This is a genomic window from Methylocystis sp. MJC1 (assembly GCF_026427715.1).
Lineage (GTDB): Bacteria > Pseudomonadota > Alphaproteobacteria > Rhizobiales > Beijerinckiaceae > Methylocystis.
In genome coordinates this window covers 2555181-2577472 of record NZ_CP107558.1, presented here as the reverse complement: position 1 = coordinate 2577472, position 22292 = coordinate 2555181, and the positions used below count along the sequence as shown (strand labels likewise).

18 protein-coding genes are annotated in these 22292 nt (G+C 63.8%); 7 read left to right on the top strand and 11 right to left on the bottom strand.

The genetic code is table 11. The features are described from left to right. Positions 1–25: 25 nt before the first annotated feature. Both OGR47_RS12535 and OGR47_RS12530 read right to left on the bottom strand, forming a co-directional pair. Positions 26–1120 (bottom strand): TadE/TadG family type IV pilus assembly protein, encoded by a 1095-nt coding sequence (locus OGR47_RS12535; RefSeq protein WP_165051874.1) that lies wholly within the window; start codon positions 1118–1120, stop codon positions 26–28. A 175-nt stretch (positions 1121–1295) separates the two neighbouring features. Continuing rightward, the gene (locus tag OGR47_RS12530) at positions 1296–2516 is read right to left on the bottom strand and encodes a TCR/Tet family MFS transporter (RefSeq protein WP_165051872.1); all 1221 of its coding nucleotides are present in this window, start codon (positions 2514–2516) and stop codon (positions 1296–1298) included. Between the two features lie 620 nt (positions 2517–3136). On the opposite strand from OGR47_RS12530, the gene OGR47_RS12525 reads away from it, so the two are divergent. Then, positions 3137–4486 carry a DEAD/DEAH box helicase gene (locus OGR47_RS12525; protein WP_165051870.1) on the top strand — a complete coding sequence of 450 codons (1350 nt, stop codon included), beginning with the start codon at positions 3137–3139 and terminating at the stop codon, positions 4484–4486. 251 nt (positions 4487–4737) lie between these two features. Further along, positions 4738–6198, top strand: coding sequence for a glycerol-3-phosphate dehydrogenase (glpD, locus tag OGR47_RS12520; RefSeq protein WP_165052026.1), 1461 nt, complete (start codon positions 4738–4740; stop codon positions 6196–6198). A gap of 183 nt (positions 6199–6381) precedes the next feature. Here the strand turns inward: glpD and OGR47_RS12515 are convergent, their stop codons facing one another. Next, a complete protein-coding gene (locus OGR47_RS12515; RefSeq protein WP_165051868.1) occupies positions 6382–8106 on the bottom strand; it encodes an acyl-CoA dehydrogenase in 1725 nt (574 codons plus the stop codon). 232 nt (positions 8107–8338) lie between these two features. Between OGR47_RS12515 and OGR47_RS12510 the strand changes: the two genes are divergently transcribed. From OGR47_RS12510 to OGR47_RS12495, 4 genes are all read left to right on the top strand, one after another. After that, the gene (locus tag OGR47_RS12510; protein WP_246729678.1) at positions 8339–8674 is read left to right on the top strand and encodes an FmdB family zinc ribbon protein; all 336 of its coding nucleotides are present in this window, start codon (positions 8339–8341) and stop codon (positions 8672–8674) included. After that, positions 8674–9549, top strand: a complete 876-nt coding sequence (locus OGR47_RS12505) for an alpha/beta fold hydrolase (RefSeq protein ID WP_165051866.1) — start codon at positions 8674–8676, stop codon at positions 9547–9549. Before OGR47_RS12510 ends, OGR47_RS12505 begins: the two co-directional genes overlap by 1 nt. A gap of 183 nt (positions 9550–9732) precedes the next feature. Beyond that, complete coding sequence (gene infC, locus OGR47_RS12500; RefSeq protein ID WP_165051863.1) at positions 9733–10260, top strand: translation initiation factor IF-3; 528 nt, start codon at positions 9733–9735, stop codon at positions 10258–10260. A gap of 117 nt (positions 10261–10377) precedes the next feature. Continuing rightward, complete coding sequence (locus OGR47_RS12495) at positions 10378–11238, top strand: hypothetical protein (RefSeq protein WP_246729677.1); 861 nt, start codon at positions 10378–10380, stop codon at positions 11236–11238. 38 nt (positions 11239–11276) lie between these two features. On the opposite strand, the gene OGR47_RS12490 is transcribed toward OGR47_RS12495, so the two are convergent. The 7 genes from OGR47_RS12490 to OGR47_RS12460 form a co-directional block, all read right to left on the bottom strand. Next, on the bottom strand, positions 11277–12125 hold the full coding sequence (locus tag OGR47_RS12490; RefSeq protein WP_165051836.1) for an ABC transporter permease: 849 nt from the start codon (positions 12123–12125) through the stop codon (positions 11277–11279). A gap of 82 nt (positions 12126–12207) precedes the next feature. Further along, entirely contained in the window at positions 12208–12954 is a 747-nt protein-coding gene (locus OGR47_RS12485) for an ABC transporter ATP-binding protein (RefSeq protein ID WP_165051834.1), read from the bottom strand. A gap of 196 nt (positions 12955–13150) precedes the next feature. Further along, on the bottom strand, positions 13151–14227 hold the full coding sequence (locus OGR47_RS12480; RefSeq protein ID WP_371824424.1) for a YVTN family beta-propeller repeat protein: 1077 nt from the start codon (positions 14225–14227) through the stop codon (positions 13151–13153). Continuing rightward, complete coding sequence (locus tag OGR47_RS12475) at positions 14224–15402, bottom strand: ABC transporter substrate-binding protein (protein ID WP_165051832.1); 1179 nt, start codon at positions 15400–15402, stop codon at positions 14224–14226. The genes OGR47_RS12480 and OGR47_RS12475 overlap by 4 nt, the downstream gene beginning before the upstream one ends. 222 nt (positions 15403–15624) lie before the next feature. Further along, positions 15625–16026, bottom strand: a complete 402-nt coding sequence (locus OGR47_RS12470; RefSeq protein ID WP_165051830.1) for an EF-hand domain-containing protein — start codon at positions 16024–16026, stop codon at positions 15625–15627. 72 nt (positions 16027–16098) lie between these two features. Further along, positions 16099–18501: a TonB-dependent receptor gene (locus OGR47_RS12465; RefSeq protein WP_165051827.1), complete on the bottom strand. Its 2403-nt coding sequence runs from the start codon at positions 18499–18501 to the stop codon at positions 16099–16101. A gap of 236 nt (positions 18502–18737) precedes the next feature. Then, complete coding sequence (locus tag OGR47_RS12460; protein ID WP_165051825.1) at positions 18738–20066, bottom strand: ATP-binding protein; 1329 nt, start codon at positions 20064–20066, stop codon at positions 18738–18740. Positions 20067–20201: 135 nt separating this feature from the next. Between OGR47_RS12460 and OGR47_RS12455 the strand changes: the two genes are divergently transcribed. Continuing rightward, positions 20202–20822 (top strand): response regulator transcription factor, encoded by a 621-nt coding sequence (locus tag OGR47_RS12455; protein WP_165051823.1) that lies wholly within the window; start codon positions 20202–20204, stop codon positions 20820–20822. 361 nt (positions 20823–21183) lie between these two features. On the opposite strand, the gene OGR47_RS12450 is transcribed toward OGR47_RS12455, so the two are convergent. Next, on the bottom strand, positions 21184–22212 hold the full coding sequence (locus tag OGR47_RS12450; RefSeq protein WP_165051821.1) for a cytochrome-c peroxidase: 1029 nt from the start codon (positions 22210–22212) through the stop codon (positions 21184–21186). Positions 22213–22292: the final 80 nt, after the last annotated feature.

Below are 22292 nucleotides of genomic sequence, written 5' to 3'. Positions count from 1 at the left end.
CCAGAAAGCTATTTTCGGCGCCAGTTCATTTGGTCAATTTGGGGACGCCGTCGTAATAGGCGTTCGCGGCGCAGGTCGTTTGGATGCTGAAGAAAATGTCTTGGTTCGACCAGCTGCCGCCGGTCAACGAGCCGTTATAGGGCGTATCTTCCCAGGCGTGGGTGTTCGTCGCCGTCGTCGCGCCTTTCGCACAGGGCAAGAGCTGCACGATCGAAGGCGCGGTCGTGGTCGAATACATATTGACGCCATTGACGAAGAGATTGCGGGATTGATTGGCGTTCGAGGTGCTGTAAATGACCGGCGCCGCCGTCTTGGTGTAGGTGGTGCGAGAAATCTTTGTTCCGGATGCCACGCATTTATAGTTAGTGGTGGACCCCGATTGCGACGTTGTCGGCGCCATTCCCGGGCCGCAGCCGTCCGAATAGACCGTCATGGTCAGGTAAGCATTGTCATAATTCGAGCCGAGCGAAATCGATGTATTCACAGGCCCGGCGACCATTGCGCCGCCTGACAGGAATTGCGCTGTCGTGGTTCCGGTTCCACGGCCGCCTTGAGCGCTCAGGTCGACCGGCTGATAGAAGTAAGATGCAACAATCGTGTCCTTGGATGCGCCGGCCGTATGGACATAGAGGTCGATTTCTTTCCAATACCAGCCATAGGCGCCGGTCAGCGTGAAATTAACATCCGATGCCGTACGGGCCGTCTGATTTGTCGCAGTTGACGAAGCGCTTATCGAAATCGAATCGAGGTGCGCCAGCTGCAGGAATGTCGTCGGCACCTTCGCATTGGCCGCGCCGGTAATCGAGCCATCGACGTTCTTTGTCCAGGACACCGTCGCGCTTTTCAGCAGCGAGGCGTCGGGTTGGTTGGTGGAGAGTATCGTGGGGGCGTTCGCCACATTTGTTGTGGCGGCCAGAGTCGCCGCGTCGAGCGCCTGCTGTAGTTCCGATCGCGCGCGCCCGACTCGCATGAAGTCGATGCCTGCGCCCACGAAAAGCATGATCGGCAAAAGGGTCAGGCCAAAAAGAACGGCAACCATTCCGTCGTCCTCCCGTGCAGCGGCGCGGAAGGTCATGCAAATCTTACGCGAAAAATCGGAGAAGCCGGGAGTCCGCATCATGCGCCTCGCGATACGTCATGTAATCGCGATGCATATATTCCGGAATCATTGACGAACTCTTCCGAGAATAATCTAGTCTCCCGGCAAGTCCGAAATAATCAGCAGCGCCTGCGTGCAAGCGTCCAATGCGCTCACTGTCTTCTTTCCGTCATCTTCTGTGTAAATGTATATTATCTCAGAGCGATTTTTGTTTCGCCGCTTTCAGCCCCAGAGCAAGACTGGCCGCGAGGAGCGCGGCGGCGATGAAATAGCTCGCGCCAGTGAAAAGATCGATCGACAGCGAGAAGGCAAAAATCTGCGAGAAGATCAGCGGGCCCGTCATGCCGGAGACGCCGCGCAGGCTGCCGAGCGCGCCTTGCAGCCGTCCTTGCTCGGTAGAGCCCGCGAGCCGCGTCGCCAGACCTTGGAAAGACGGATTGGCCATGCCCCAGAGGGCGACCAGCGGCGCCCCCGCCATGAAGGCCAGGCCCGTCGGCGCGAAGGCGAAAGCCAGAAAGCCGAGCGCGCCGGAGACAAGCGCAATGGTCAGCGTCACTTTTTCACCGAGCCGCGCGACCGCGGGTCGAACCAGCCCGCCAGAGACGATGGTCTGCGACACGCCGATGATCGCAAGCGCCCAGCCGGTGTCGGCGACGTCCCAATGATAGCGCTGCTGCGTATAGAGCACGAAAAGCGCCGGCAGCGATTCATGCGCGAGGTAGGAAAGAAAGAGCGCGCCGGAAAGCAGCGTCAGCGCGGGGTCGCGCCGCAGGAAATCGAGCGAGCCCGCCACATTGGCGCTGCGCCAGACAATGCCAGCCGTGCGCTTTTCGGGCGCTAGTGACTCCGGGAGGATGAAATAGCCGTAAAGCGCATTGGCGAGGCTGAAAACCGCCGCGGCCCAGAAGGGAAAGCGCAGATCATATTCGCCGAGTGCGCCGCCGATCGCCGGACCAAGGATGAAGCCGAGACCGAAGGCGGCGCCGATGAGGCCGAAGCGGCCCGCGCGTTTCTCAGGCGGCGTAATGTCCGCGATATAGGCGTTGGCGGTCGAGACGCTTGCGGCTGTGGCGCCGGAGATCAGCCGCCCGATGAAGAGAAAAGGCAGCGAGGGCGCGAGCGCCATGAAGATATAGTCGAGGCCGAGCCCTAGATTGGAAGCCAGGACGACCGGGCGTCGGCCAAAATGATCGGATAGGGCGCCGAGCACGGGCTGGAAGAAGAACTGCATCGCCGCCCAGGCGAAGCCGAAGAGCCCGACAATGCGCGCCGCCGAGCCCAGGTCCCCGCCCTCGAACTGCACAATCAGCTTCGGCAGCACGGGGATGATGACGCCGAGCGCTAGCATGTCCAGCGCGACGGTGATGAGGATGAAGATAAACGCCGCCTCTCGGCGGGGCGCGCGGGGGGAAGTCATAAGCGCCTCGATTGGTAGAGCTTCCGGTCCCCGATAAAGTGGACGGGCGGCTTCGGCAAGGGCCAGGCGGCGCTTTGCGGAACGTGCTCTATGAGGCGGCGCCCGTTGGCGGGGCAATTGCTTGGGGCGCCATGGCAAGCTTCGAGGCTTCGCTCTTCGATGCTTGGCTCTCGAGGCGCAGCGCTTTTGGGAGCGCCCGGCACAGCTGGCGGAGTCGTGCCGGGCGCTGGGGGTCGGCCGCGGATGGAGACCGGCCGACACGAAGGATGTTATATACTTGGCTTTGAAAACACTGTTTCTGGAGCATTGCTGCTTTGCGTCAGGCTGGCGGGCAATCGGGTGAGGGATTGTTTCCTGCTCCCCCACCCTGAGCGTCGGGCTGCCGCCCCATTGACCTGCGCCGCCTATTCTTGTACGAGATAAAAAGCTGCACCGCAGCATGAGGCGCTCCAGCCGCGTATAGCCGATGTCACCCGCAGGGGCGCGTCGGGCCCGCTTGTCAGCCTCCCCACGCACAATCGACGGCCCGATACGCGGGGCAAGTCTCCCATTTTACCGGATCGATATCGCCGCGCTCGCTTTCGGGCCGCGGCGCGCGACTCCCTTATGAAAGACGCTCAGTGACAAAATTTACCGATCTCGGACTCTCCGAGATTCTGCTTCGCGCCTTGGACCGCGAAGGCTACGAGGCGCCCACCTCCATCCAGGCCCAGTCCATTCCCTATTTGCTTCAGGGCCGCGACCTTCTCGGTATCGCCCAGACCGGCACCGGCAAGACGGCGGCCTTCGCTTTACCGATCTTGGAGCGCTTCGCCGCCGACCGGCGTCGTCCCACGCCCTTTACGGCGCGCGCGCTGGTGCTTGCGCCGACGCGCGAGCTCGCGGCCCAGATCGCCGATAGTTTCCGCGCCTATGGGCAATTCATGCGGCCGAGCGTCGGCGTGATCGTCGGCGGCGTGTCGCATCGCCCGCAGATCGAGATGCTGTCACGCGGCCTCGACGTGCTCGTCGCGACGCCCGGCCGCCTTCTCGACCATATCGCCTCGGGCCGCTTCAAGCCTGCGACGACCGAGGTGCTCGTCCTCGACGAGGCCGATCATATGCTCGATCTCGGCTTCGTCGTCCCGATCCGTCAGATCGTGGCGAAGCTTTCCAAGAACCGCCAGACCTTGTTCTTCTCGGCCACCATGCCGAAGGAGATCGCCGGCCTTGCGCAGCATATGCTGAACAACCCCGCGCAGGTGTCGGTGACGCCGGTCGCCACTACTGCCGAGCGCGTCGAGCAGCATGTGTTTCTCGTCGACGGCGGCGCCAAGCGCGACGTGCTGCTCGAGTTGATGAAAGACACGGACATCTCCCGCGCCATCGTCTTCACTCGCACCAAGCGCGGGGCCGATCGGGTGGCGCAGCATCTCGAGGCGGCGGGTGTCGGCGCCGAGGCGATCCACGGCAACAAGAGCCAGAACCAGCGCATCCGCGCGCTCGATTCTTTCCGCAAGGGACGCACCCGCGTTCTGGTCGCGACGGATATCGCGGCGCGCGGCATCGATGTCGATGGCGTGACGCATGTCGTCAATTTCGAGCTGCCGGAAGTGCCGGAGGCTTATGTCCACCGCATCGGCCGCACAGCGCGCGGCGGCGCCTCTGGCCGGGCGATTTCCTTGTGCGACAATGGCGAGCGTCCGTTGCTGCGGCAGATCGAAAAGCTGACGCGCCAGTCGCTGCCGTTCACCGACCGCCGCAGCGAGGATCAGCGCCGCGACGACGCCCAACCTCGCCGCCCTCAAACGAGCAATGGCGCCGGGCGGAATGCGCATAAGCATCCCCGCCGCGAAGGCCAGCATGCCGAAGCACGCCGGCCGGGGGGCGAACGCCAGAACGCCCAGCGTCCGGCGCGGCCAGCCAATGGCCAGAAGCAGCGGGCGCATGGCGGCGGCAATCGCCCGCAATCGCGCGCGCCGCAGGCCTGATAAGAAAAACCATCGCTTCCTGCAAAGCCGGCTGTCGCCGGCTTTGCTTTTTTTCTCGGTGATTACGAGGCGGGCGCGGCCTCGGCGTCATTGCGAGGAGCGAAGCGAGGAAGCAATTCAGGGCCGTGATGTGGGCCTGGATTGCTTCGCTACGCTCGCAATGACGGCTGGCGACATTGCGGACCGCCTTCTTCCTTGCGTCGGTCCGCATCCGCCTTAGATTGAGCATGAGCCAACCGAGAGCGGCGCGCATGCTTTATGATCTTCTCATCATCGGCGGCGGGATCAACGGCTGCGCCATTGCGCGCGACGCGGCGGGGCGGGGGCTTTCGGTTCGCCTCGTCGAGCAGAGCGATCTCGCGAGCGGCACGTCGTCCGCCTCGACCAAGCTCATTCACGGCGGCTTGCGTTATCTCGAGCTTTACGAGTTTCGTCTTGTGCATGAAGCGCTGGAGGAGCGCGAGCGTCTGCTGGCGGCCGCGCCGCATATCATCTGGCCGCTGAAATTCGTGTTGCCCTATGAAAAGGGCCTGCGTCCCGTGTGGATGCTGCGGCTCGGCCTTTTTCTTTACGATCATCTCGCGCGCCGCACGCGCCTCGAAGGCTCGCATCTGGTCGCTTTGAAAGGCAATGCGCTCGGCGCGCCTTTACGCGAGACCTATGATGTCGGATTCACTTATGCCGATTGCTGGGTGGAGGATTCGCGTCTCGTTGCGCTCAACGCGCTCGACGCCAAGGAGCGGGGCGCCACGATCAGCGTTGGAACGCGGCTTGTCCAGGCAAAACGCAAGGGCGCCCATTGGGCGGCAAAACTCGACGGCGGCATGGAGATCGAGGCGCGCGCGCTGGTGAATGCGGCGGGGCCCTGGGTTTCGCAAGTGATCGAAGGCGCGCTGCATGTGCATTCGCGCAAGCATGTGCGACTGGTGAAGGGCTCGCATCTCGTTACGCGCAGGCTCTTCGAGGGCGCTCAGGCTTATATTCTGCAAAACCCCGACGGCCGCATCGTCTTCGCGATCCCCTTCGAGCATGATTTCACACTCATCGGCACAACCGATGTCGCTTATGAGGGCGCGCCGGGCGAGGTTGCGATCAGCGATGCGGAAACGGGATATCTTCTCGAAGCGATCAACCACTTTCTGCGCAAGCCGGTCACGCGCGCGGATATCGTCTGGAGCTATTCGGGACTGCGCCCGCTTTATGACGATGGATCTCTCAACGCTTCGGTCGTGACGCGAGACTATGCTTTCGATCTCGACGCGCCCGAAGACGCCGCGCCGGTTCTGTCGATTTTCGGCGGCAAGATTACCACCGCGCGGCGCCTCGCCGAACATGCGCTCGACGATCTACGCCGCTTCCTGCCGGCGCATGGCGAGGCCTGGACGGCGGGCGCCGTTCTCCCCGGCGGCGATATGGAATTCGAAGCGCTTCTCGCGCGGTTGAAAAGCGAGAAGCCCTTTCTTGGCGACGCATTGGCGCGGCGGCTCGCGCGCGCCTATGGAACGCGCGCCGAGCGCATTCTGAAGCACGCGCATGCGATGGCGGATCTCGGCCGCGATTTTGGCTGCGGGCTCACAGAGGCGGAAGTGCACTATCTGATCGAGAACGAATGGGCGCGGACAACCGACGATATTTTATGGCGGCGCTCGAAGCTGGGGCTGCATATGAGCGCGGAGGAGCAACTGGGCTTAAGGGAATATATGGGCGCATAGGCGCCTCCCTGTTTCTCTCCTCACGCGGACGCAAACGTTCCATGAAGACGTAGCCCAGCATTTGCTGCCGTTTGCGTGGCGTGGGTGGCCGGGACAAGCCGGCCATGACGAGGGCGGCGACATGAAGGCGTGTGCCTGCGGTAGCCTGTAAAGGGGGGAGAATTCGCTCGCGGCCCTGCGCACTCATCCCGCAAATGCGGCCCTTCCTTCCGTCACCGAGCGCGCGCCTTCCATTACCGCCTTCGCCAAGCCCGGCGCCGCAACAGCAATGTTCTTGGCGAAGAAATGCGCGAGCGCTTCATAACGCGCGGCGTTGTGATCATTTCCACGGCGCGCGGCTTTCGCGGCTTTTTCCAGAAGCGTCGCGCCGCGCGCCAGCGCAAACAGGCGTAGATAGGGCGTCGCGCCAGCGAGGGCCTCGGCCGGCGCTTCTTTCATCGCCTGCGCGAGATGATTGCTTGCTTGCGCGAATGCTTCTACCGCCTCGTACACAGCTACGTCGTTACTCTCTTGAGAAATGGCGCGCATGTCGGCGATCTCGCGGTTCAGCGCCGCGCCGCCGGACATCGGCAATTTGCGGCCGACGAGGTCGATCGCCTGAATGCCATTCGTCCCTTCATAGATCGCGCAGATGCGCGCGTCGCGCATAAGCTGGGCGACGCCGGTCTCTTCGATATAGCCCATGCCGCCGTGCACCTGCACGGCGAGCGACGTCACTTCATTGCCGATGTCGGTGGAGAAGGCCTTGGCGACAGGAGTCAGCAGGCTCGCGCGTTCTTCGGCTTCCCTGGCGTGAGCGGCGTTCTCGTCACGATGCGCGCGGTCGAGCGAGGCGGCCGTCTCGAAGCAGATCAGGCGCGCCGCCGTCGTCAGGCTCGCCATGGTGAGCAGCATGCGGGCGACGTCCGGGTGCTCGATGATCGCACTTGTCTCCGGCGCGCCCGGCGCGCGGCCCTGCTTGCGTTCCTTGGCATAAGCCAGCGCCGCCTGCGTGGCGCGCTCGGCAAGCGCAACGCCCTGTAGGCCCACCGAAAGCCGGGCGTTGTTCATCATGGTGAACATGCAGGCGAGGCCGTTGTTTTCTTCGCCGATCAGAAAGCCGACGGCGTCCTCATAGACCATTGTGCAGGTCGGCGAGGCATGGATGCCGAGCTTATGTTCGACGCCAGCGCAATGCAGCGCGTTGCGCCGCGTGAAGGCGCCTGTTTCATCGGGCAGGAATTTCGGCGCGAGGAAAAGCGAGATTCCCTTCGTGCCCGAAGGCGCGTCGGGGAGCCGCGCCAGAACCAGATGCGCAATGTTATCGGCGAGGTCATGCTCGCCATAAGTGATGAAGATCTTTTGGCCGGTGAGGCGGTACGAGCCGTCGGCGTTGCGCTCGGCGCGGGTGCGCAGAAGCGCGAGGTCGGAGCCCGCCTGCGGTTCGGTGAGATTCATCGTCCCGGTCCATTCGCCGCTGACGATCTTGGCGAGATAGGTTTCCTTCAGCGCGGCGCTCGCGTGCGCTTCCAGCGCCTCGATCGCGCCATGGGAGAGGAGCGGGCAAAGGGCGAAGGAGATATTGGCGGCGTTCCAGATTTCCGTGCAGGCTGCGTTGAGCAGCGCGGGGAGGCCAAGCCCGCCGTGATCGGGGTTCGCAGCGATGGCGTTCCAGCCGCCCTCCCGCCATCCGGCATAGGCCTCGCGCCAGCCGGGGGCGGTGGTCACGGCGCCATCCGAGAACTTGACGCCGGCGCGGTCGCCGATCCTATCGAGAGGCAGAAGCTGCCCTTCCGCAAATTTTGCGGCCTCGTTCAGCGTCTGCTCGGCCACGCCGTCGGCGATGTCGGCGTAGAGCGCCTCAGCGTCGGGGCCCGCGGCGAGGCGGAGCGAAAAGAGAATGTCCGAAAGCGGCGCGCGATAGGTCATTTGGTTCTGCCTTGGGGATGCGAATCGTTAATGTGCATTTAGCGCTCTCGGCGTCGTGCGTGATCGAGACGGCAACCCCATACCGTCATGGCCGGGCTTGTCCCGGCCATCCACGCCGTGCAGACGCCAGAGCCTGTGGGACGATTGTTTACTGGCATAAACCCCGCGTGTGGGACAGTGCGCCCGGCATCGGCCGTATCCCTCGGCGTGGATGGCCGGGACAAGCCCGGTCATGACGAAGTGTGTGCAGGGGCGGGATCAGGAGCCCGCGCTTTTTAGTCGGCTTTTCCGCGGCGTCGGCAACGCCTATTATGCGGCGAACCTTACCAACCCACGAGTCCCCATGCCCCTCTACGCCTTTCGCTGCCAGGATTGCGCCCATGAGTTCGAGACGCTCGCGCGTTTCGAGGAGACGCCGGAATGCCCCGCCTGCGGCGGCGCGCATGTCGAGCGGCAGCTGTCGCTGATCGCCAAGCCCGCGGCTGGCGGCGAGACGGGCGCGGGCCAGAGCTGCGGCGCCTTGTCCGGCGGCGCGCCCTGTCCGAGCTGCCCCGCGCTCGCCGGTTGATGGACGCCGAGGCCCTTCTCGGCGCTCGGCGCATTTTCGTCCCCGCCAACGGGGTGATCTTCGAGGTCTTCGAGGCGGGGGAGGGGGAGCGGCTCGCGCTTCTGCTGCACGGCTTCCCCGAAACCGCCGTCATGTGGCGCCATCTCGTGGCGCCGCTCGTCGCCAAGGGCTATCGCGTCTGGGCCGTCAATCAGCGCGGCTATGGCGCCACGAGCCGGCCGAAGGGCAAGAAGCATTATTCGCTGTCGGCTCTTACCGGAGACGTCGCGGGCCTCATCGACGCGTCTGGCGCGCGGTCGATTACCTTGATTTCCCATGATTGGGGCGGCGTCGTCGCCTGGGTGGCGGCCATCCGTCGACTTCGGCCCCTGGAGCGACTCGTTTTCATCAACATCCCGCACCCGCTCTGCTTCTGGCAGACCTTGCAGCGGAGCCCCCGGCAAAGGCGGAAATCGTTCTATGTCGCCTTGTTCCAGATCCCAGTGCTTCCCGACTGGCTGTTGTCGCTCGGACGGGGCTATTTGACGGCGGCGCTGATCCGCAATGCGGCGCGGCGGCCGGACGCGATCTGCGACGACGCCATGGACATCTACCGCGACAACGCCGCTTCGCCCGGCGCAATGACGGCCATGCTCAACTGGTATCGCCGCGCCCTATGGGACGCGGTTGCGGCGCGCGCCGCGCTCGCCGCGCCCATCGAGACGCCGACGCTGATCGTCTGGGGCCTCCGCGACGTCGCTTTGGACCGAGCGTGTCTCGAAGGTACAGATCGTTACGTTGCGAATCTTCGCATTGAGCGCCTGCCGGGCGTGAGCCATTTCTCGCCCGAAGACGCGCCCCAAAAGCTCGCCTCAATCATCAATGATTTCCTTTAATGCGCTTTTCCGCGTGAATAATGGCGCAAATGCCCATTTCACCTGTTGACTTGCCGCGCAGTCGTGAGAATCTCCCCCGCTCCGGATATCCGTCCGAAAATCTATCCCGCGCAAGATGCGCAGTTTTTGAATCGCGGCCGAGGTTTCGGCCCCTTAAAGGAGTAAAGATCCATTCGCAGGCCAATGAAGAGCACCGCGGCGCCGCAAAAAGAAGGCCCGCGCACCAACCGAGAAATTCGCGCCCGTGAAGTGCAGTTGATCGATTCCGAAGGAAAGAATCACGGCGTCGTCCAATTGCTGGACGCGCTGGGCATGGCCGAGCAGGCCGGGCTCGATCTCGTCGAGATCGCGCCGAACTCGACGCCTCCCGTCTGCAAAATCCTCGACTACGGCCGTTTCCGCTTCGCCGAGCAGAAGAAAGCCGCCGAGGCCCGTAAGAAGCAGAAGGTGGTCGAGGTCAAGGAAATCAAGCTCCGCCCCGGCATCGATGAGCATGACTACGACGTCAAGATGAAGGCGGTTCAGCGTTTCTTCGAGGAAGGCGACAAGGTCAAGGTGACCCTTCGCTTCCGTGGGCGCGAGATTGCGCATCAGGACATCGGCTATCGTCTGCTGACGCGCGTGAAGGCCGAGACCGCCGGGGTCGCCAAGGTCGAGCTGGAGCCCTCGATGGAAGGGCGGCAGATGGTGATGGTTCTGGCGCCGAAATAGGCGCTTCGCCCGCCGGGCTCCCGGCGGGGTGGGGAGGGGGTTGGCAGGCCGATGTCGATTGCGCCGTCCAGGACATTTCTTTCTCGGGCGGCCGCTGGGCTTGTGTCCGGCGCGTTGATGTCGGGCGCTGCGCTTACGCCTGCTGGCGCCCAGCTTGCGCTTCCCGGCGCGGTTGCGCCGACGCCGGAAGGGACGCTGACGTCCCCGGGGGGAAAGCCGAAGAAAAAGCTCAGTAGCGGCGAAATGGGGCAGGCGCGGGGACCTGTGGTCATGCCCAAGGCCCCTTCAGAGGATACAATCGTCGGCAAGACCCTGCAGCTCGACGGCGTGGGCAGCGCCATAGAATTCTCGCGGATCGGATCGGATCTGGAAGTCGCGAAGCTGACGCTTTCGGGTGATCGCCTGTCGCGCTCGGGCGAGGAATGCCGCGTCGAGATCGCCGGCATGCCATTGAAGCTCACGCGCCGCGACAGCGGGTCCGGGCTGCGCCGCTATCAGCTTCTCTCGCTCCCGGCCTGTCCGTTCACGCTCGACGTGCTGGACGGGGCCATTCTCGTCACCAATGAGGGAAAGGCCTGCGAGATCAGGGAGGCGGATTGCCGCGCCGATCCGAGCGGGCTTTGGGGCATGGCGGAGACGGAATTTGATCCGAAGAAAGCCGAGGACATGCTCGGCGCCCGCGCCAAGGTCGAAAAAGACGTCCGCGCCGATTTCCGCGAGCTTTACGAGCGCAACAAGAAAGACAAGCTGGTCCGCAGTTTCGTGGTGAAGGAGCAGGCGGGCTTCTCCTCCTGGCGGGAGGAGGTTTGCCGCTCCTACGCCAAGGAATCGGACTTCGGCTATTGCGCGCTGCGCCTGACGGAAGCCCGCACCATTGCGCTCGGCGCCCAGCTCGCGAGCGGCGTGAAGCTGCCGGAGGGCTACGCCGAAGCCGCGGCGGCGGAAGAGGCGGCGACGAAGGCCAAGGGGAAAAGGTAAGGCAAGCCCGAGCCTGCGTGGCTTACCCGCTATAGCGGCTAGCCGCCCCGGCGCATCAGCATGCCCCGCGCGGGATCGTAGGCGATGATGGCGCCGATGAGAAAGACGCTCGTATAGCCCGCGATCGCGAGCAGCGAGACCCATTCGACCTGCTGATAAAAGGCGAAGCGGATCAGCTCCACGGCGTGGGTAAAGGGATTCGCCTGGCAGACGAAATAGAGCCAAGGGCTCGACTCCTTCACGCGCCAGAGCGGATAGAGCGCCGAGGAGGCGAAGAACATCGGGAAAATCACGAAGTTCATCACCCCCGCGAAATTCTCCAGCTGCTTGATCAGCGAAGAGAGCAGCATGCCGAGCGCGCCGAGCATGAGCCCGCCGAGCGCGAGCGCCGGCAGGACCGTGAGATAGCCCCATTTGGTCGGCGGCTCGATCTCCCAGAAATAAGCAATCAATAGGAAGGCATAGACCTGCAGGATGGAAACTGCGACGCCGGCGAAAAGCTTGGCGCCGAGTAGGAACCAACGCGGGAAGGGCGAGACGAGCAGCGTGCGCATATTGCCCGTCTCGCGGTCGTAGACCATGGAGAGCGACGACTGCATGCCGTTGAAAAGCTGGATCATCGCCATGAGGCCCGGCGCGATATAGACCTCGTAGAGCACATAGGTCTCATAGGGCGGGATGATGGAGATGCCGAGCACCTGCCTAAACCCCGCCGCGAAGATGAAGAGCCACACGAGCGGCCGCACAAGCGCGGAGACGAAGCGCTCGCGCTGATGCAGGAAGCGCAGCCCTTCTCGCCAGACAACGCCCCAAAGACAGACGAGATATTGGCGCGGCGTGAAAGGCGCTTTTGCTTCCGGCGAAGCCGTGTCGGGCAGGGACGTCATCCGACCCTCGTCGACGCGCGGGCCGCCGTCTCCCGCGAACAGGAGAAGGAGTCGCGGACCAAGGCGATACGCGCCCGACAGCTCATGCCGAAATCCTCTCTGCGTCAGCGCCTGTGATCTTCGCGAAAGCCGCCCCGATCTCCGGCGCGCCGTTTTGCGCGACGATCTCGCGCGCCAGCCCGGTCGCCAGCGCCTTGCCCTTATGCAGGATCACCACCTGATCCTCGCTGTCGATCTCGTCGATGAGATGGGTCGTCCACAAGACCCCGAGCCCCTCGTCGTGGACGAGGCCGCGCACATGGGCGAGAATATCGGCGCGCGCCTTGATGTCGAGGCCGACGGTCGGCTCGTCGAGAAGCAGAAGCCGCGGCTTGTGCAGCAGAGCGCGCGCGATCTCGACGCGTCGCATCTGGCCGCCCGAGAGTGCGCGGGCCTTGTCATTGGCGCGCTCGGCGAGGCCGGCGCGAGTCAACGCCTCTTGCCCTAAGCGGCGCGCCTCGAACGGGCCGATGCCGTGCAGCGCCGCGTGATAGACGAGGTTCTGCATCAGGCTCAATTCGAGATCGAGCGTGCGCGCCTGAAACACGACGCCGAGCCGCCGCAGCGCCGCGCCGGGGCTCTGCATGACATCGGCGCCGAAGATCTCGATCCGGCCCTGCCGCGCCGCATAAAGCCGCGTGACGAGGGAGAAAAGCGTGCTCTTGCCGGCGCCGTTGAGGCCGAGCAGCACGGTGAAGCTGCCGGGCGCGACAGTGAAGCTCACATCGTCGAGCGCCTTGCGGGCGCCGTAGGAATGCGAGAGATGGCGGATGGAGAGGGCGTCGGTCATAGCGGCGCTGCGTTGCAGGCGAGCCTGAAGGCTCGCGGTCCGGACCGCGCGCCTTCAGGCGCGCATCTGTCATTCCCGGCGTTCGCGAAGCGAACGACCGGGAATCCAGAGCCGCCGTCCGCAGACATCGGGATTGTGGCTCTGGATTCCCGATCGCGCTTTGCGCGTCGGGAATGACAAGGCTGCGAAGAATCGATCATTGCGGCGCCACCACCACGCCCCAGGGGAAGGAGCCGACCGGAATAGACTTCACCACCTTGAGGCTCGCCACGTCGATCACCGACACATCGTTCGACACGCCATTCGCGGTCAGCAGATATTTTTCGTCGGGCGTGAAGGCGAGGTGCCAGACACGCTGGCCGACGAGCAGATACTTTTCGATTTTCTTCGTCTCGGCGTCGATCACGGCCACGCGGTTCGCGGGACCGAGCGCAACAAAGGCGCGCTTGCCGTCCTTGGTGATCGAAATGCCGATCGGCTGGATCGCCTCCTTCGACATTCCAGGAATCTCGAAGCTGATCTTCTGCTTCAATTCGCGCTTGTTGGGATCGATCACCGCCACCGTGCCGCCGACCTCCGACGACACCCAAAGCTCGGAGCCGTCCTTCTTGAATTCGGCGAAGCGCGGGCGGTTGTCGACAAGGATGTTGGCGACGATCTCCTTGGTCTGCGTATCGATCAGATGCGCCATATTGGTCGTCTCTGACGTATTGACCAGGAGCTTGCCGTCCGGACTGATCGCCATGCCTTCCGGCTCGACGCCGACCGGAATGTCGCCCACCTGCTCCTTACGCTTCACATCGATGAGCGTGACGAGATTATCGTTCTCGTTGGAGACGTAGATCGTGTCGCCCTTGGGGCTGAGCACGAGCAGCTCCGGGTCCGGGCCGGAAGGGAGCTTGCCCGTGAGCTTCAGGCTTTTGGTGTCGAGCACCTGAATGGCGTCGTCGTCGCCGGCGCAGATGAAAAGCTCGGAACCGTCCTTGTTCAGCTCGATGCCGCGCGGACGGCGGCCGACTTTCACGGTTGCCGTCGCTACGAGCTTATCCGTGTCGATGACGGTGATGGAGTTGCCTTTTTCATTGCTGACGAACGCCGTGTAGGCGTGGGCGGGAAAGGCGAGCGCTGCTGTTATGAGAAATGCAATTGCAACGCCGCGCGCGTCATGCCCGCGCTTGTCGCGGGCATCCACGCCGTTGATTACAGCTGCCTGGCGTGGATGGCCGGGACAAGCCCGGCCATGACGGAAAACCGCAAGAGCCTTGGTCTTCATTTCAACCTGCACTTCGTTTCGGGCTGATCGAGCCCCAGCGTATCGAGTTCGCTCACCTGATGCAGGAAGCCTTCCTGCGGCGAGACGGAAACGGTGATGCGGCCATCCGAAAGCAGGATCGGCTGGCGCAATTGCTGGTTCCAGGGACGCAGCGTCAAACGCACGCCCTTGAAGGCGGCGATGGAGAAATCCTTGCTGAGTATAAACGCGCGGAGCTTATCGGGCGCGCTGGAATTTGTGCGCGTCGCCGCTTCGCCGATCATGCGCATGGCGAGCCAGGCGGCGTTATCGCGCGCGTTCATGAGACGGCGATAGGTCATCATGAAGCGGTTCTGCAATTGCTGCGCGCCCCATTGCTCATGGGCGGGGTCCCAATTGGTGGGGTAAAGTCCGGCCGAGCCCGCGACAGGGCGCGGGTCCCATGTGCGATAGGGGAGATAGCCCGCGAAAACCTCGCTCTCGTCAACGGCGACAAGCGCGTCATAGGCGGGCGCATTCTGGGTCAGGACGGGCATTTGCCGCTGCGTCTGCACCGAGCCCGAGTCGCTGCGCCGTCCGCCGCCGGTGTCCTCATGGAGGCGCTCTTCCACGATCTTCGCGCCGAACTTCTTGGCCGCGCGGCGATAGGCCTGCGCGAGCAATTCGTCATTAGCGTGCGAGCCCTTGATGAGCAGCCACTTCCGCCACTGCTTCCAGACAAGATATTGCGTGAGTCCGTCGGCCAGCATGGAGCGCGTGGGCACTACGTGGACGACATTGGCGCGGCAGTCTTCCTCGCGAAGCCGATCGTCGGGCGCCGACACGTTGAAGAGCAGCGCGCCCTTCGCCTTGGCGCGCTCGCTCGCCGCAAGAAGACGGTCGAGCGAGAGATCCGCGATGATGAGAAGCGCGCCCTTATCGACAAGCGTGTCGACCGCCGCCGCGACATCGGCGCCGTCGTCGAGCTTCTCGTCGATCGCTTCAAAGGTTTGGTGGGTGAATTTGCCGGTGGTGTTGTTGTCGACCGCGCCCATCAGCGCGCCGGCGAGCGTGTCGTCGGCGGCGGGAATGTCGAGAATGGAGAGGGTCTCGCGCGAATGCGGCTCGCGCAGCACGCCGACCTTGATATCGAGCGTCTCGGCCCGCGCAGAGGCGGTCGCGAGCATGAGGCATAAAGCGGCGGCGAGGCGTTTCATGGCCTTCTACATGGCCGGATCGGCGGGAGGGATCAAGTCGCGCATAGGCTGAGGAACGAAGCTTTTTCCTCTCCCTCATGCTGAGGAGCCGCCGACGGCGGCGTCTCGAAGCGCGAGGGTGAGGAAAAAACGTGGTTGAAAGGATTTCCTCGTCCTTCGAGACGCAGCCTTCGGCTGCTCCTCAGGAAGAGGAAATCCTTTCCCAAATCACCCAGGCTTGGTTTAGCGGACGACGCGCAGGAGCGCCTTGCCCTGCTTGGACGCGAATTCCTTGTCGTCCAGCGTCCCTTCATTGTCGCCGTCCGCGTCTTTGAAGAGCTTGCCGACGACGGCGAGATATTCATCCTTGCTGAGCGTGCCGTCATTATCGGGGTCAGCCGCCTTGAATTCTTTTTTGGAGAGGCGGCCCTGAAGCTCCTTGGGCTCGATGGTGCCGTCATTGTCCTTGTCGAGCTTGGTGAAAAGCGCCTCGGCGGATTTATTCGCCTCGTTCACATCGACCGTGCCGTCCTTGTCGGTATCGAGCGAGGCGACCGGCGGGGCCTTTTTTGCCAGCGCGGGCGCGACCGGGGCGATGAGCAGCCCGGCAAGCGCCAGCGCGCCGACCACAAACGTCTTTCTCATATCCATCTCCAAAGTTAGCGCCGAAGCAGCGCTAAAATAGGCGGCCGGGCGGCCGGGCGCCAGCGTGGCTGGTCAGAAGGAGATCTTCACACCGCCGAAAAGGCCGAGCGGCGGTCCGAGCGAGACCATTTTCGGGTTCGTGAACGGCAGGAAGGAAATCGCCGCCCTGTCGAAGAAGACCCCAAAGCTGCGCGAGCGCATATTGGCGGCGTTTTCGATTATCCCGTAGAACTGCAGGTTCGGCGTCGCCTGCCAGGACGTGCGCAAATTGACCAGCGCATAGGGAGACAGCGTGCCGAAGGCGTTGATTTCGTCTTCGCGCAGCCAAACCCCTGACGCATAGACGAGATCCGCCCCGACTTTCCATTGCGGCGTCACGGCGTAATCCGCGCCGGCTTTCAGCCGGTGGCGCGGGGTGGAGGGCAGATTGGCGCCGGGCGTAATCAGCTCGTTGCCATTGCCGAATGCCATCGCCAGGGGATTGTTCGGCGCGCCGAGCAGGATCGCCGACTGGAAGGTCGCGTCGGTCAGCGTATAGCTGAGCCAGGCGCTGAGCCTTTCGTCGGCGTAGCGCAGCGACGCTTCGACGCCCTGACGCAATGTCGTCCCGGCATTGGTGAAATAGCCGCGACCGCCGACCTGGCTCGGGACGCTCAGAATGTCGTTGAAATTATAGGTGCGATACAGGCCCGCGCTCCAGGTGATTTCGCCGGGGAGGTAATCCGCGGCCGCCGGAACGAGCGAGGGGACCGCCACATTGCCGCGCAGGCCCGTCTCGATCGTATGCGACACCACTTGTTTCAGCGCCGGGTCGGAGACCAGGAAGTTATCGATGAGGCAGGGACGGCTCGGGTCCGCGCAGGCGAGCTCGAGCGGTGTCGGCGCGCGATTGGCCTCCGAATAGCTGGCGTAGGCCGAGACATTCGGCAGGATTTTATAGGTGAGGCCGGCGACCGGATTGATGCGCGTATAGACGCCCGAGCCGTTGATCTGCGTTCCGCGCATATCATAAAGCGAAATGCCGGCGCGATTGAAGCGCGCCCCCGCGGTCGCCGAGAGCTTGTCGGTGATGTCGAGCGTATCCAGCGCATAGACGCCGAGATAGTCGTTCGCGGCGCGCACCGAGACGCTCGAAATGCTGCCCGCAGGCTCTTCCACAATCGGGCCGGTGATCCCGACGACGAGGTTCGGCTGAATGACGCCGAGCGTCTCATTCGCCGAAAAGGCCGTCCAGCCGTGATCATAGCTGACGCCGAAGGTGATCTTGTTGTGGAAGCCGAAATAAACGTCGTCGTTCGTGGCCTGGACGGTGCCGCCGATAGTGCGCGAGCGAGTCCAGGTCTTGTCGACGACGCCGAGCGAGGCGGCGCCGCCGAAGAAGTCGGGAAGACTCGTCGGATTGTCATTGCCGTCGCACAGCGTGGCGTCGCCGCAGGAATTGAACTCGGTGGTGTTGCCGTCGACGCGCGCTTGGTCGAAGGCGCGGAAGTGAACGTCGCCGAAGAGTTTCCAATGCTCGTTGGGCGCGACATTGCCGTTGATGTCGTACATCGCCAGCGTGTTCTTATAGGTTTGCGGCGTCGTATAGGCCGCGCCCGGATCGATGTTCGTCAGCTCGACGGGCGCCGGGCCGCTGGCGCCGAAGCGGTTCTGCGCCACCGTGACATTGGCGTGGATTTCGCCGCTCTCGCCGCGATAGCCGACGTCGCCGTAGAGCCGCTTGACGTGCGAGCCCGAGAAATGGCGATAGCCATTGTCGCCGGCGGCCTCCATGGCGAGGTAGCTCGCGAAGGCGCCTTTCTGGATGCCGTATTGCATCGCCGCCTGACGCCGCGCCCAGCTGCCGGCGCGGGCGTCGAGCTCGAAGCCTTGGTAGGTAAAGCCGTTCTTCATATCGACCGTGACCGCGCCGCCGATCGCGTTGAGGCCGAAGAGCGGATTGCCGGTGACCACCGTCAGGCGATCCATGGCGATACTCGGGATCAGGTCCCAATTGACCGCGTCGCCCCAGGCCTCGTTGACGCGAATGCCGTTCTGATAGACCGCGAGCCCTTGCGGCGTGCCGGAGATGGGCGAAGCGACAAAGCCGCGAAAATCGATCTGCGGCTGAAAGGGATTGCCGGCGACGTCATTGATGATCACGCCTGGCGCCTGGCGCTGAAGCGCGCCGGAGACGTCGAACTGGCGGGTCTGAGCCAGTTCCTTGGAGGAGAAGGTGTAGGTCGCGGCCGGAACGGCGTATTTGATGACAACCGGGGAAGCCGCGGGCGCTGGCGAGATTGGGGCGGAAGAGACGCGCGCGGGCTGGGCGGCGGTCGAGCGGCTCGGGGCCGCTTGCGCGGGGGCGAGACGCGCGGTCGAGCGCAACGGCGCGCCGCCGACCTCGATCGTCGGCAAGGAGGTCTGCGCCAACGCCGCTCCCGGCGCGAGCGCCACTGTGAGAGCGATGAAGGAAATCCGTTTATCCAAAACCATGGCCCCAGTCCGATTCTTCCGAGCGCTTTCGTCGAGCGGGTTTATATCGTCGAGGGAGCCGCGCCGTCCCGTCGCCAAGACAATTTCGCGACAATATTCCCGATCTGTTGCGCCTTCGCTACAGGTTTGAAAAATAACGGTTTTATAGGGAGTTCATCCTGTCGAAACCGGGAAGAATTCCCGACGTTTTGGGCATGAGCGCGCCTCAGGCGGCGCGCCTCTTTGGGCCGGCGGCGTCAGCCCCCAGTTTTGTTGACGGGCGTTGCGCCGATGGGCAGCTCGGCCACAAGCCGCGCGCCGCCAGCCGCGTCATTGTCGAGCCAAAGTGTTCCGCCAAGCGCGCTCACTCTCTCGCTCATGCCGCGTAGCCCCAGTCCCGCAGGCGTGAAAGCAGCCGGAAGGCCCGTTCCGTCGTCACGGACTTCGACTCGCAGCCGCTGGCCGGCGCGCGCGATCGCGACGGCGATTCGGCTCGCGCCCGAATGTCTGAAGGCGTTGGTCAGCCCTTCCTGCACGACGCGATAGGCTGTAATCGCGGTCGTTTCATCGAGCTTGCCCCGCGCGCCCTCGAGCGAGAGATCGATCGCGATTTCCGCCCGCGTCTCGCGCCAGCCGCGCGCCAGCGCCTCGATGGCGTCGGCGAGGCCCATCTCCTCCAGCGCTGCCGGCCGCAATCTTCCTAAAATGCGGCGGTTCACCTGCTGCAAGGCGGCGATCTGCCCGTCGATTCTTGTGCAGTCTTCCGCCAGCCGCGCCGGGGCGGCGTCGGGGGTTTGCGCCTTGCGCGCCAGGGCTCCGACGCCAGCACGCACGGCGAAAAGGAAAGGCCCGATCTCGTCGTGCAAGTCGCGCGCGATGGCCCGGCGTTCCTCGTCCTGCACGTGGATCATGTGGCGCAGAAGCCGGCGGTTTTCCGCGTCGAGTCGCTGCAAAGTGGCGGCGAGGCTGTCGATACGTTCGGCGATCACGACGAACTCCCGAGATCCGTCGGCGGGAACCCGGACCGCGTGATCGCCTTGCTCGAGCCGCCGCAGCGCTTCCGAAAGCGCGCCGATGGGGGTGAGCGCGCGGGAAACGGCATAGGAGACGAGCGTGAAAGCGATCGTCGCGACGGCGGCCGCGCCGATCGCGAGCCAGACGATCTCTTCCCAGACCTCCGCGATCTCGTCTTCCGAGCTTGCCGCAATCTCGATGGAGCCGAGCGGCGTTGCGACGCGCGTTGGCGCCGGAGTGTGAAAGACCAACGCGCTGAACCAGCCGGGCGCATGTTTTTCGGCCGTCGTGGATGATGGCGCTTCGCCCTCCACAATCACGCGCACATGGCGGAGACGCCGCGCGTCTTCCAGCAGCTCCGCCAAGACAGCTCGTGGATTCTGCGCGCTCGACAGGCGGGGCAGGGTGGCTTGGACGAGCTCGCGCGCAAGTCGCGTCGCGCCCTCGGCTTCCGCGTTGACGCGCGTCCCCGCATGGAGGATCAAAAGGCCGATGCCAAAAGCTAGGCCGGCGACCATGACGGCGCCGAGCAGGAGCGAAAGCCGCGCGCGTAACGTCAGTTTTCGAAGCATGCGGCTTTCTTCTCTCCTCCCGCTCTCTCGCCCGCGGCGGCGAGCGAGGGCCGCGCGTCGAGACAAGCGCGGGAGCGGTGACTTTACGAAGGCGCCGCTTCCGGTCAATCTTGAAGCAGTTTCAAGGGAGGAAAGATGCGGGTTCTGATTGTCGACGATCATCCGATCATTGTCGCGGGTTGCTCGGCCATGCTCGCCGGCGAGGGCGACATAGAGGTCTTCGATGCGCGCGACGCCGAGGCTGGCCTCGCCGCCTTTATCGCAAACAAGCCGGATGTGACGGTCGTCGACATCGCCATGCCAGGCGTTTCCGGGCTCGAATTGACGCGTCGCATTCTCGACGCGGATCCGCAAGCGCGCATCGTCGTGTTCAGCATGAATGACGACCCGATCTTCGCGGCGCGCGCAATCGAGGCGGGGGCCAAGGGCTATGTCACAAAGAACGACGACCCTTATTTGTTGCTGAAAGCGGTGCGCGAGGTGGCCGCTGGCGGCGTGTTTTTAATGCCGAAGATCGCCAATCAGCTTGCTTTCGCGAAAAATGCTGGCGCGGTCAGTCCACTCTCGGCGCTCACGGCGCGGGAGCTGGAGATATTGCGCATGCTGGGCTCGGGCCTCGGCATGGCGGAGATCGCCGAGGCGACGCAGGTTTCCTACAAGACGATCGCCAACAGCTGCTCGATCATGAAGCGCAAGCTCGGCGCCCGCACGCCGATGGAGCTGATGCGAATCGCATTGGAGCAGAAGCTGGCGTGAGTTGGGCTCCCCGGCGGAGCGGGAGAGGGGTAGGGCAATCGGGCGAATAGCAATGTAGCTTAGCGATCCCCATACCTCCCCTTTACGGGGAGGTCGGCGGGCCAACGGCCGCCGGGTGGGGTTCGCGCCGCAACGGCCGTGGTGGCGCTTTGCTCGACCCAGCCGACGCTGCCTCGTCATGGCCGGGCTTGTCCCGGCCATCCACGCCGCGCAGATGCCACAGCGTGCGGGGCGGACGAATTTACCAGCCGGCCGAGAGCCAGCCTTGTCGGATAGCGCGTCCCGGCGTGGGCCGTTTCCCTCGGCGTGGATGGCCGGGACAAGCCCGGCCATGACGGTTGCGTGCGCCCTGCGAAGGGGCTTACTTCGCGTCCGGATAAGGCTCCGGCGCCGAGTAATTCGCCGGGACGGGCCCCGTCAGGCTTCCCAGAAAGGCGACGATGTCGGCGGTGTCCTTATCCGAAAGCGTCTTGTCGAGCTGCGTCTTGCCCATGATCTTCACGGCCTTGGTCAGATCGTCGACCGATCCGTCGTGGAAATAAGGCGCGGTCTTCGCGACATTACGCAGGCTCGGGACCTTGAAGACGTAGAGATCGTCGTCGTTTTTGGTGACGTCCGCGCGGCCCTTGTCGGGCGTCTTGGAGCCGGTTTCCTTCCAGTAGTCTTCAGTGACGCCGAACTTCTGGAAAGAATTGCCGCCCAAGCCGACGCCATTGTGGCATGTCGCGCAGCCGGTATCGATGAATTTGCGCAGGCCCGCCTGTTCCTGCGGGGACAGCGCCTTGGCGTCGCCGGAAAGGAAGGCGTCGAATCGCGACGGCGTCAGCAGCGTCCATTCGAAGGCGGCGACGGCGATTCCCCAGTTGCGGGAGTTGATCGGATCCTTGTCGTCGGGAAAGGCTTTCGTGAAAGCGTCCGCATAGGCGGGAATGGCTTTCAGCTTGCCCATTGCGGTCGCTTGGTCGGGATTGCCGAAGCTCGCCGGGCCGAGCAGCGATTTTTCCGCCTGCTCCTCGAGCGATTCGCGGTCGCCGCGCCAATGCTGCTTAAAATTCATCGCGGCGTTGAAGATCGACGGCGCGTTGCGGGGATTTTCCTTGCCGAACACGCCAACCGCCTTCGGAAGCCCATCGGTCGCCTGCTTATCCGGCAAATGGCAGTGAGAGCAGCTTACGTTGCCGTCCATCGAGACGCGATTCTCGAAGAACAACCGCCGGCCAAGATCGGCGCGGACAGCCTGCAGCGAATCCTTGGCGACAGGGACCGAAGGAAGCGGCTGGAAGGACGCATGCGCGTCGCTGAGAAGCTTTTTCGTGTCGAGAGCTTCGGCGATCGCCGCCTGGGACAGGATGGCTGCCGTTGAAGCGATAAATAGCGCCGATTTGCGCATGATGGCCCTCAGAGACTTTACAGTTTCAACGAATTGGGCAAAAAAATCGAGCCGAGTAAGAAACGCCGTCAACCGCGACG

Excerpts from the sequence above, each read along its gene's own strand:
- OGR47_RS12535 (WP_165051874.1), bottom strand. The coding sequence starts at position 1,120 with ATGATGCGGACTCCCGGCTTCTCCGATTTTTCGCGTAAGATTTGCATG.
- OGR47_RS12530 (WP_165051872.1), bottom strand. The coding sequence starts at position 2,516 with ATGACTTCCCCCCGCGCGCCCCGCCGAGAGGCGGCGTTTATCTTCATC.
- glpD (WP_165052026.1), top strand. The coding sequence starts at position 4,738 with ATGCTTTATGATCTTCTCATCATCGGCGGCGGGATCAACGGCTGCGCC.
- OGR47_RS12515 (WP_165051868.1), bottom strand. The coding sequence starts at position 8,106 with ATGACCTATCGCGCGCCGCTTTCGGACATTCTCTTTTCGCTCCGCCTC.
- OGR47_RS12510 (WP_246729678.1), top strand. The coding sequence starts at position 8,339 with ATGACGAAGTGTGTGCAGGGGCGGGATCAGGAGCCCGCGCTTTTTAGT.
- OGR47_RS12505 (WP_165051866.1), top strand. The coding sequence starts at position 8,674 with ATGGACGCCGAGGCCCTTCTCGGCGCTCGGCGCATTTTCGTCCCCGCC.
- infC (WP_165051863.1), top strand. The coding sequence starts at position 9,733 with ATGAAGAGCACCGCGGCGCCGCAAAAAGAAGGCCCGCGCACCAACCGA.
- OGR47_RS12495 (WP_246729677.1), top strand. The coding sequence starts at position 10,378 with ATGTCGGGCGCTGCGCTTACGCCTGCTGGCGCCCAGCTTGCGCTTCCC.
- OGR47_RS12490 (WP_165051836.1), bottom strand. The coding sequence starts at position 12,125 with ATGACGTCCCTGCCCGACACGGCTTCGCCGGAAGCAAAAGCGCCTTTC.
- OGR47_RS12485 (WP_165051834.1), bottom strand. The coding sequence starts at position 12,954 with ATGACCGACGCCCTCTCCATCCGCCATCTCTCGCATTCCTACGGCGCC.
- OGR47_RS12480 (WP_371824424.1), bottom strand. The coding sequence starts at position 14,227 with ATGAAGACCAAGGCTCTTGCGGTTTTCCGTCATGGCCGGGCTTGTCCC.
- OGR47_RS12475 (WP_165051832.1), bottom strand. The coding sequence starts at position 15,402 with ATGAAACGCCTCGCCGCCGCTTTATGCCTCATGCTCGCGACCGCCTCT.
- OGR47_RS12470 (WP_165051830.1), bottom strand. The coding sequence starts at position 16,026 with ATGAGAAAGACGTTTGTGGTCGGCGCGCTGGCGCTTGCCGGGCTGCTC.
- OGR47_RS12465 (WP_165051827.1), bottom strand. The coding sequence starts at position 18,501 with ATGGTTTTGGATAAACGGATTTCCTTCATCGCTCTCACAGTGGCGCTC.
- OGR47_RS12460 (WP_165051825.1), bottom strand. The coding sequence starts at position 20,066 with ATGCTTCGAAAACTGACGTTACGCGCGCGGCTTTCGCTCCTGCTCGGC.
- OGR47_RS12455 (WP_165051823.1), top strand. The coding sequence starts at position 20,202 with ATGCGGGTTCTGATTGTCGACGATCATCCGATCATTGTCGCGGGTTGC.
- OGR47_RS12450 (WP_165051821.1), bottom strand. The coding sequence starts at position 22,212 with ATGCGCAAATCGGCGCTATTTATCGCTTCAACGGCAGCCATCCTGTCC.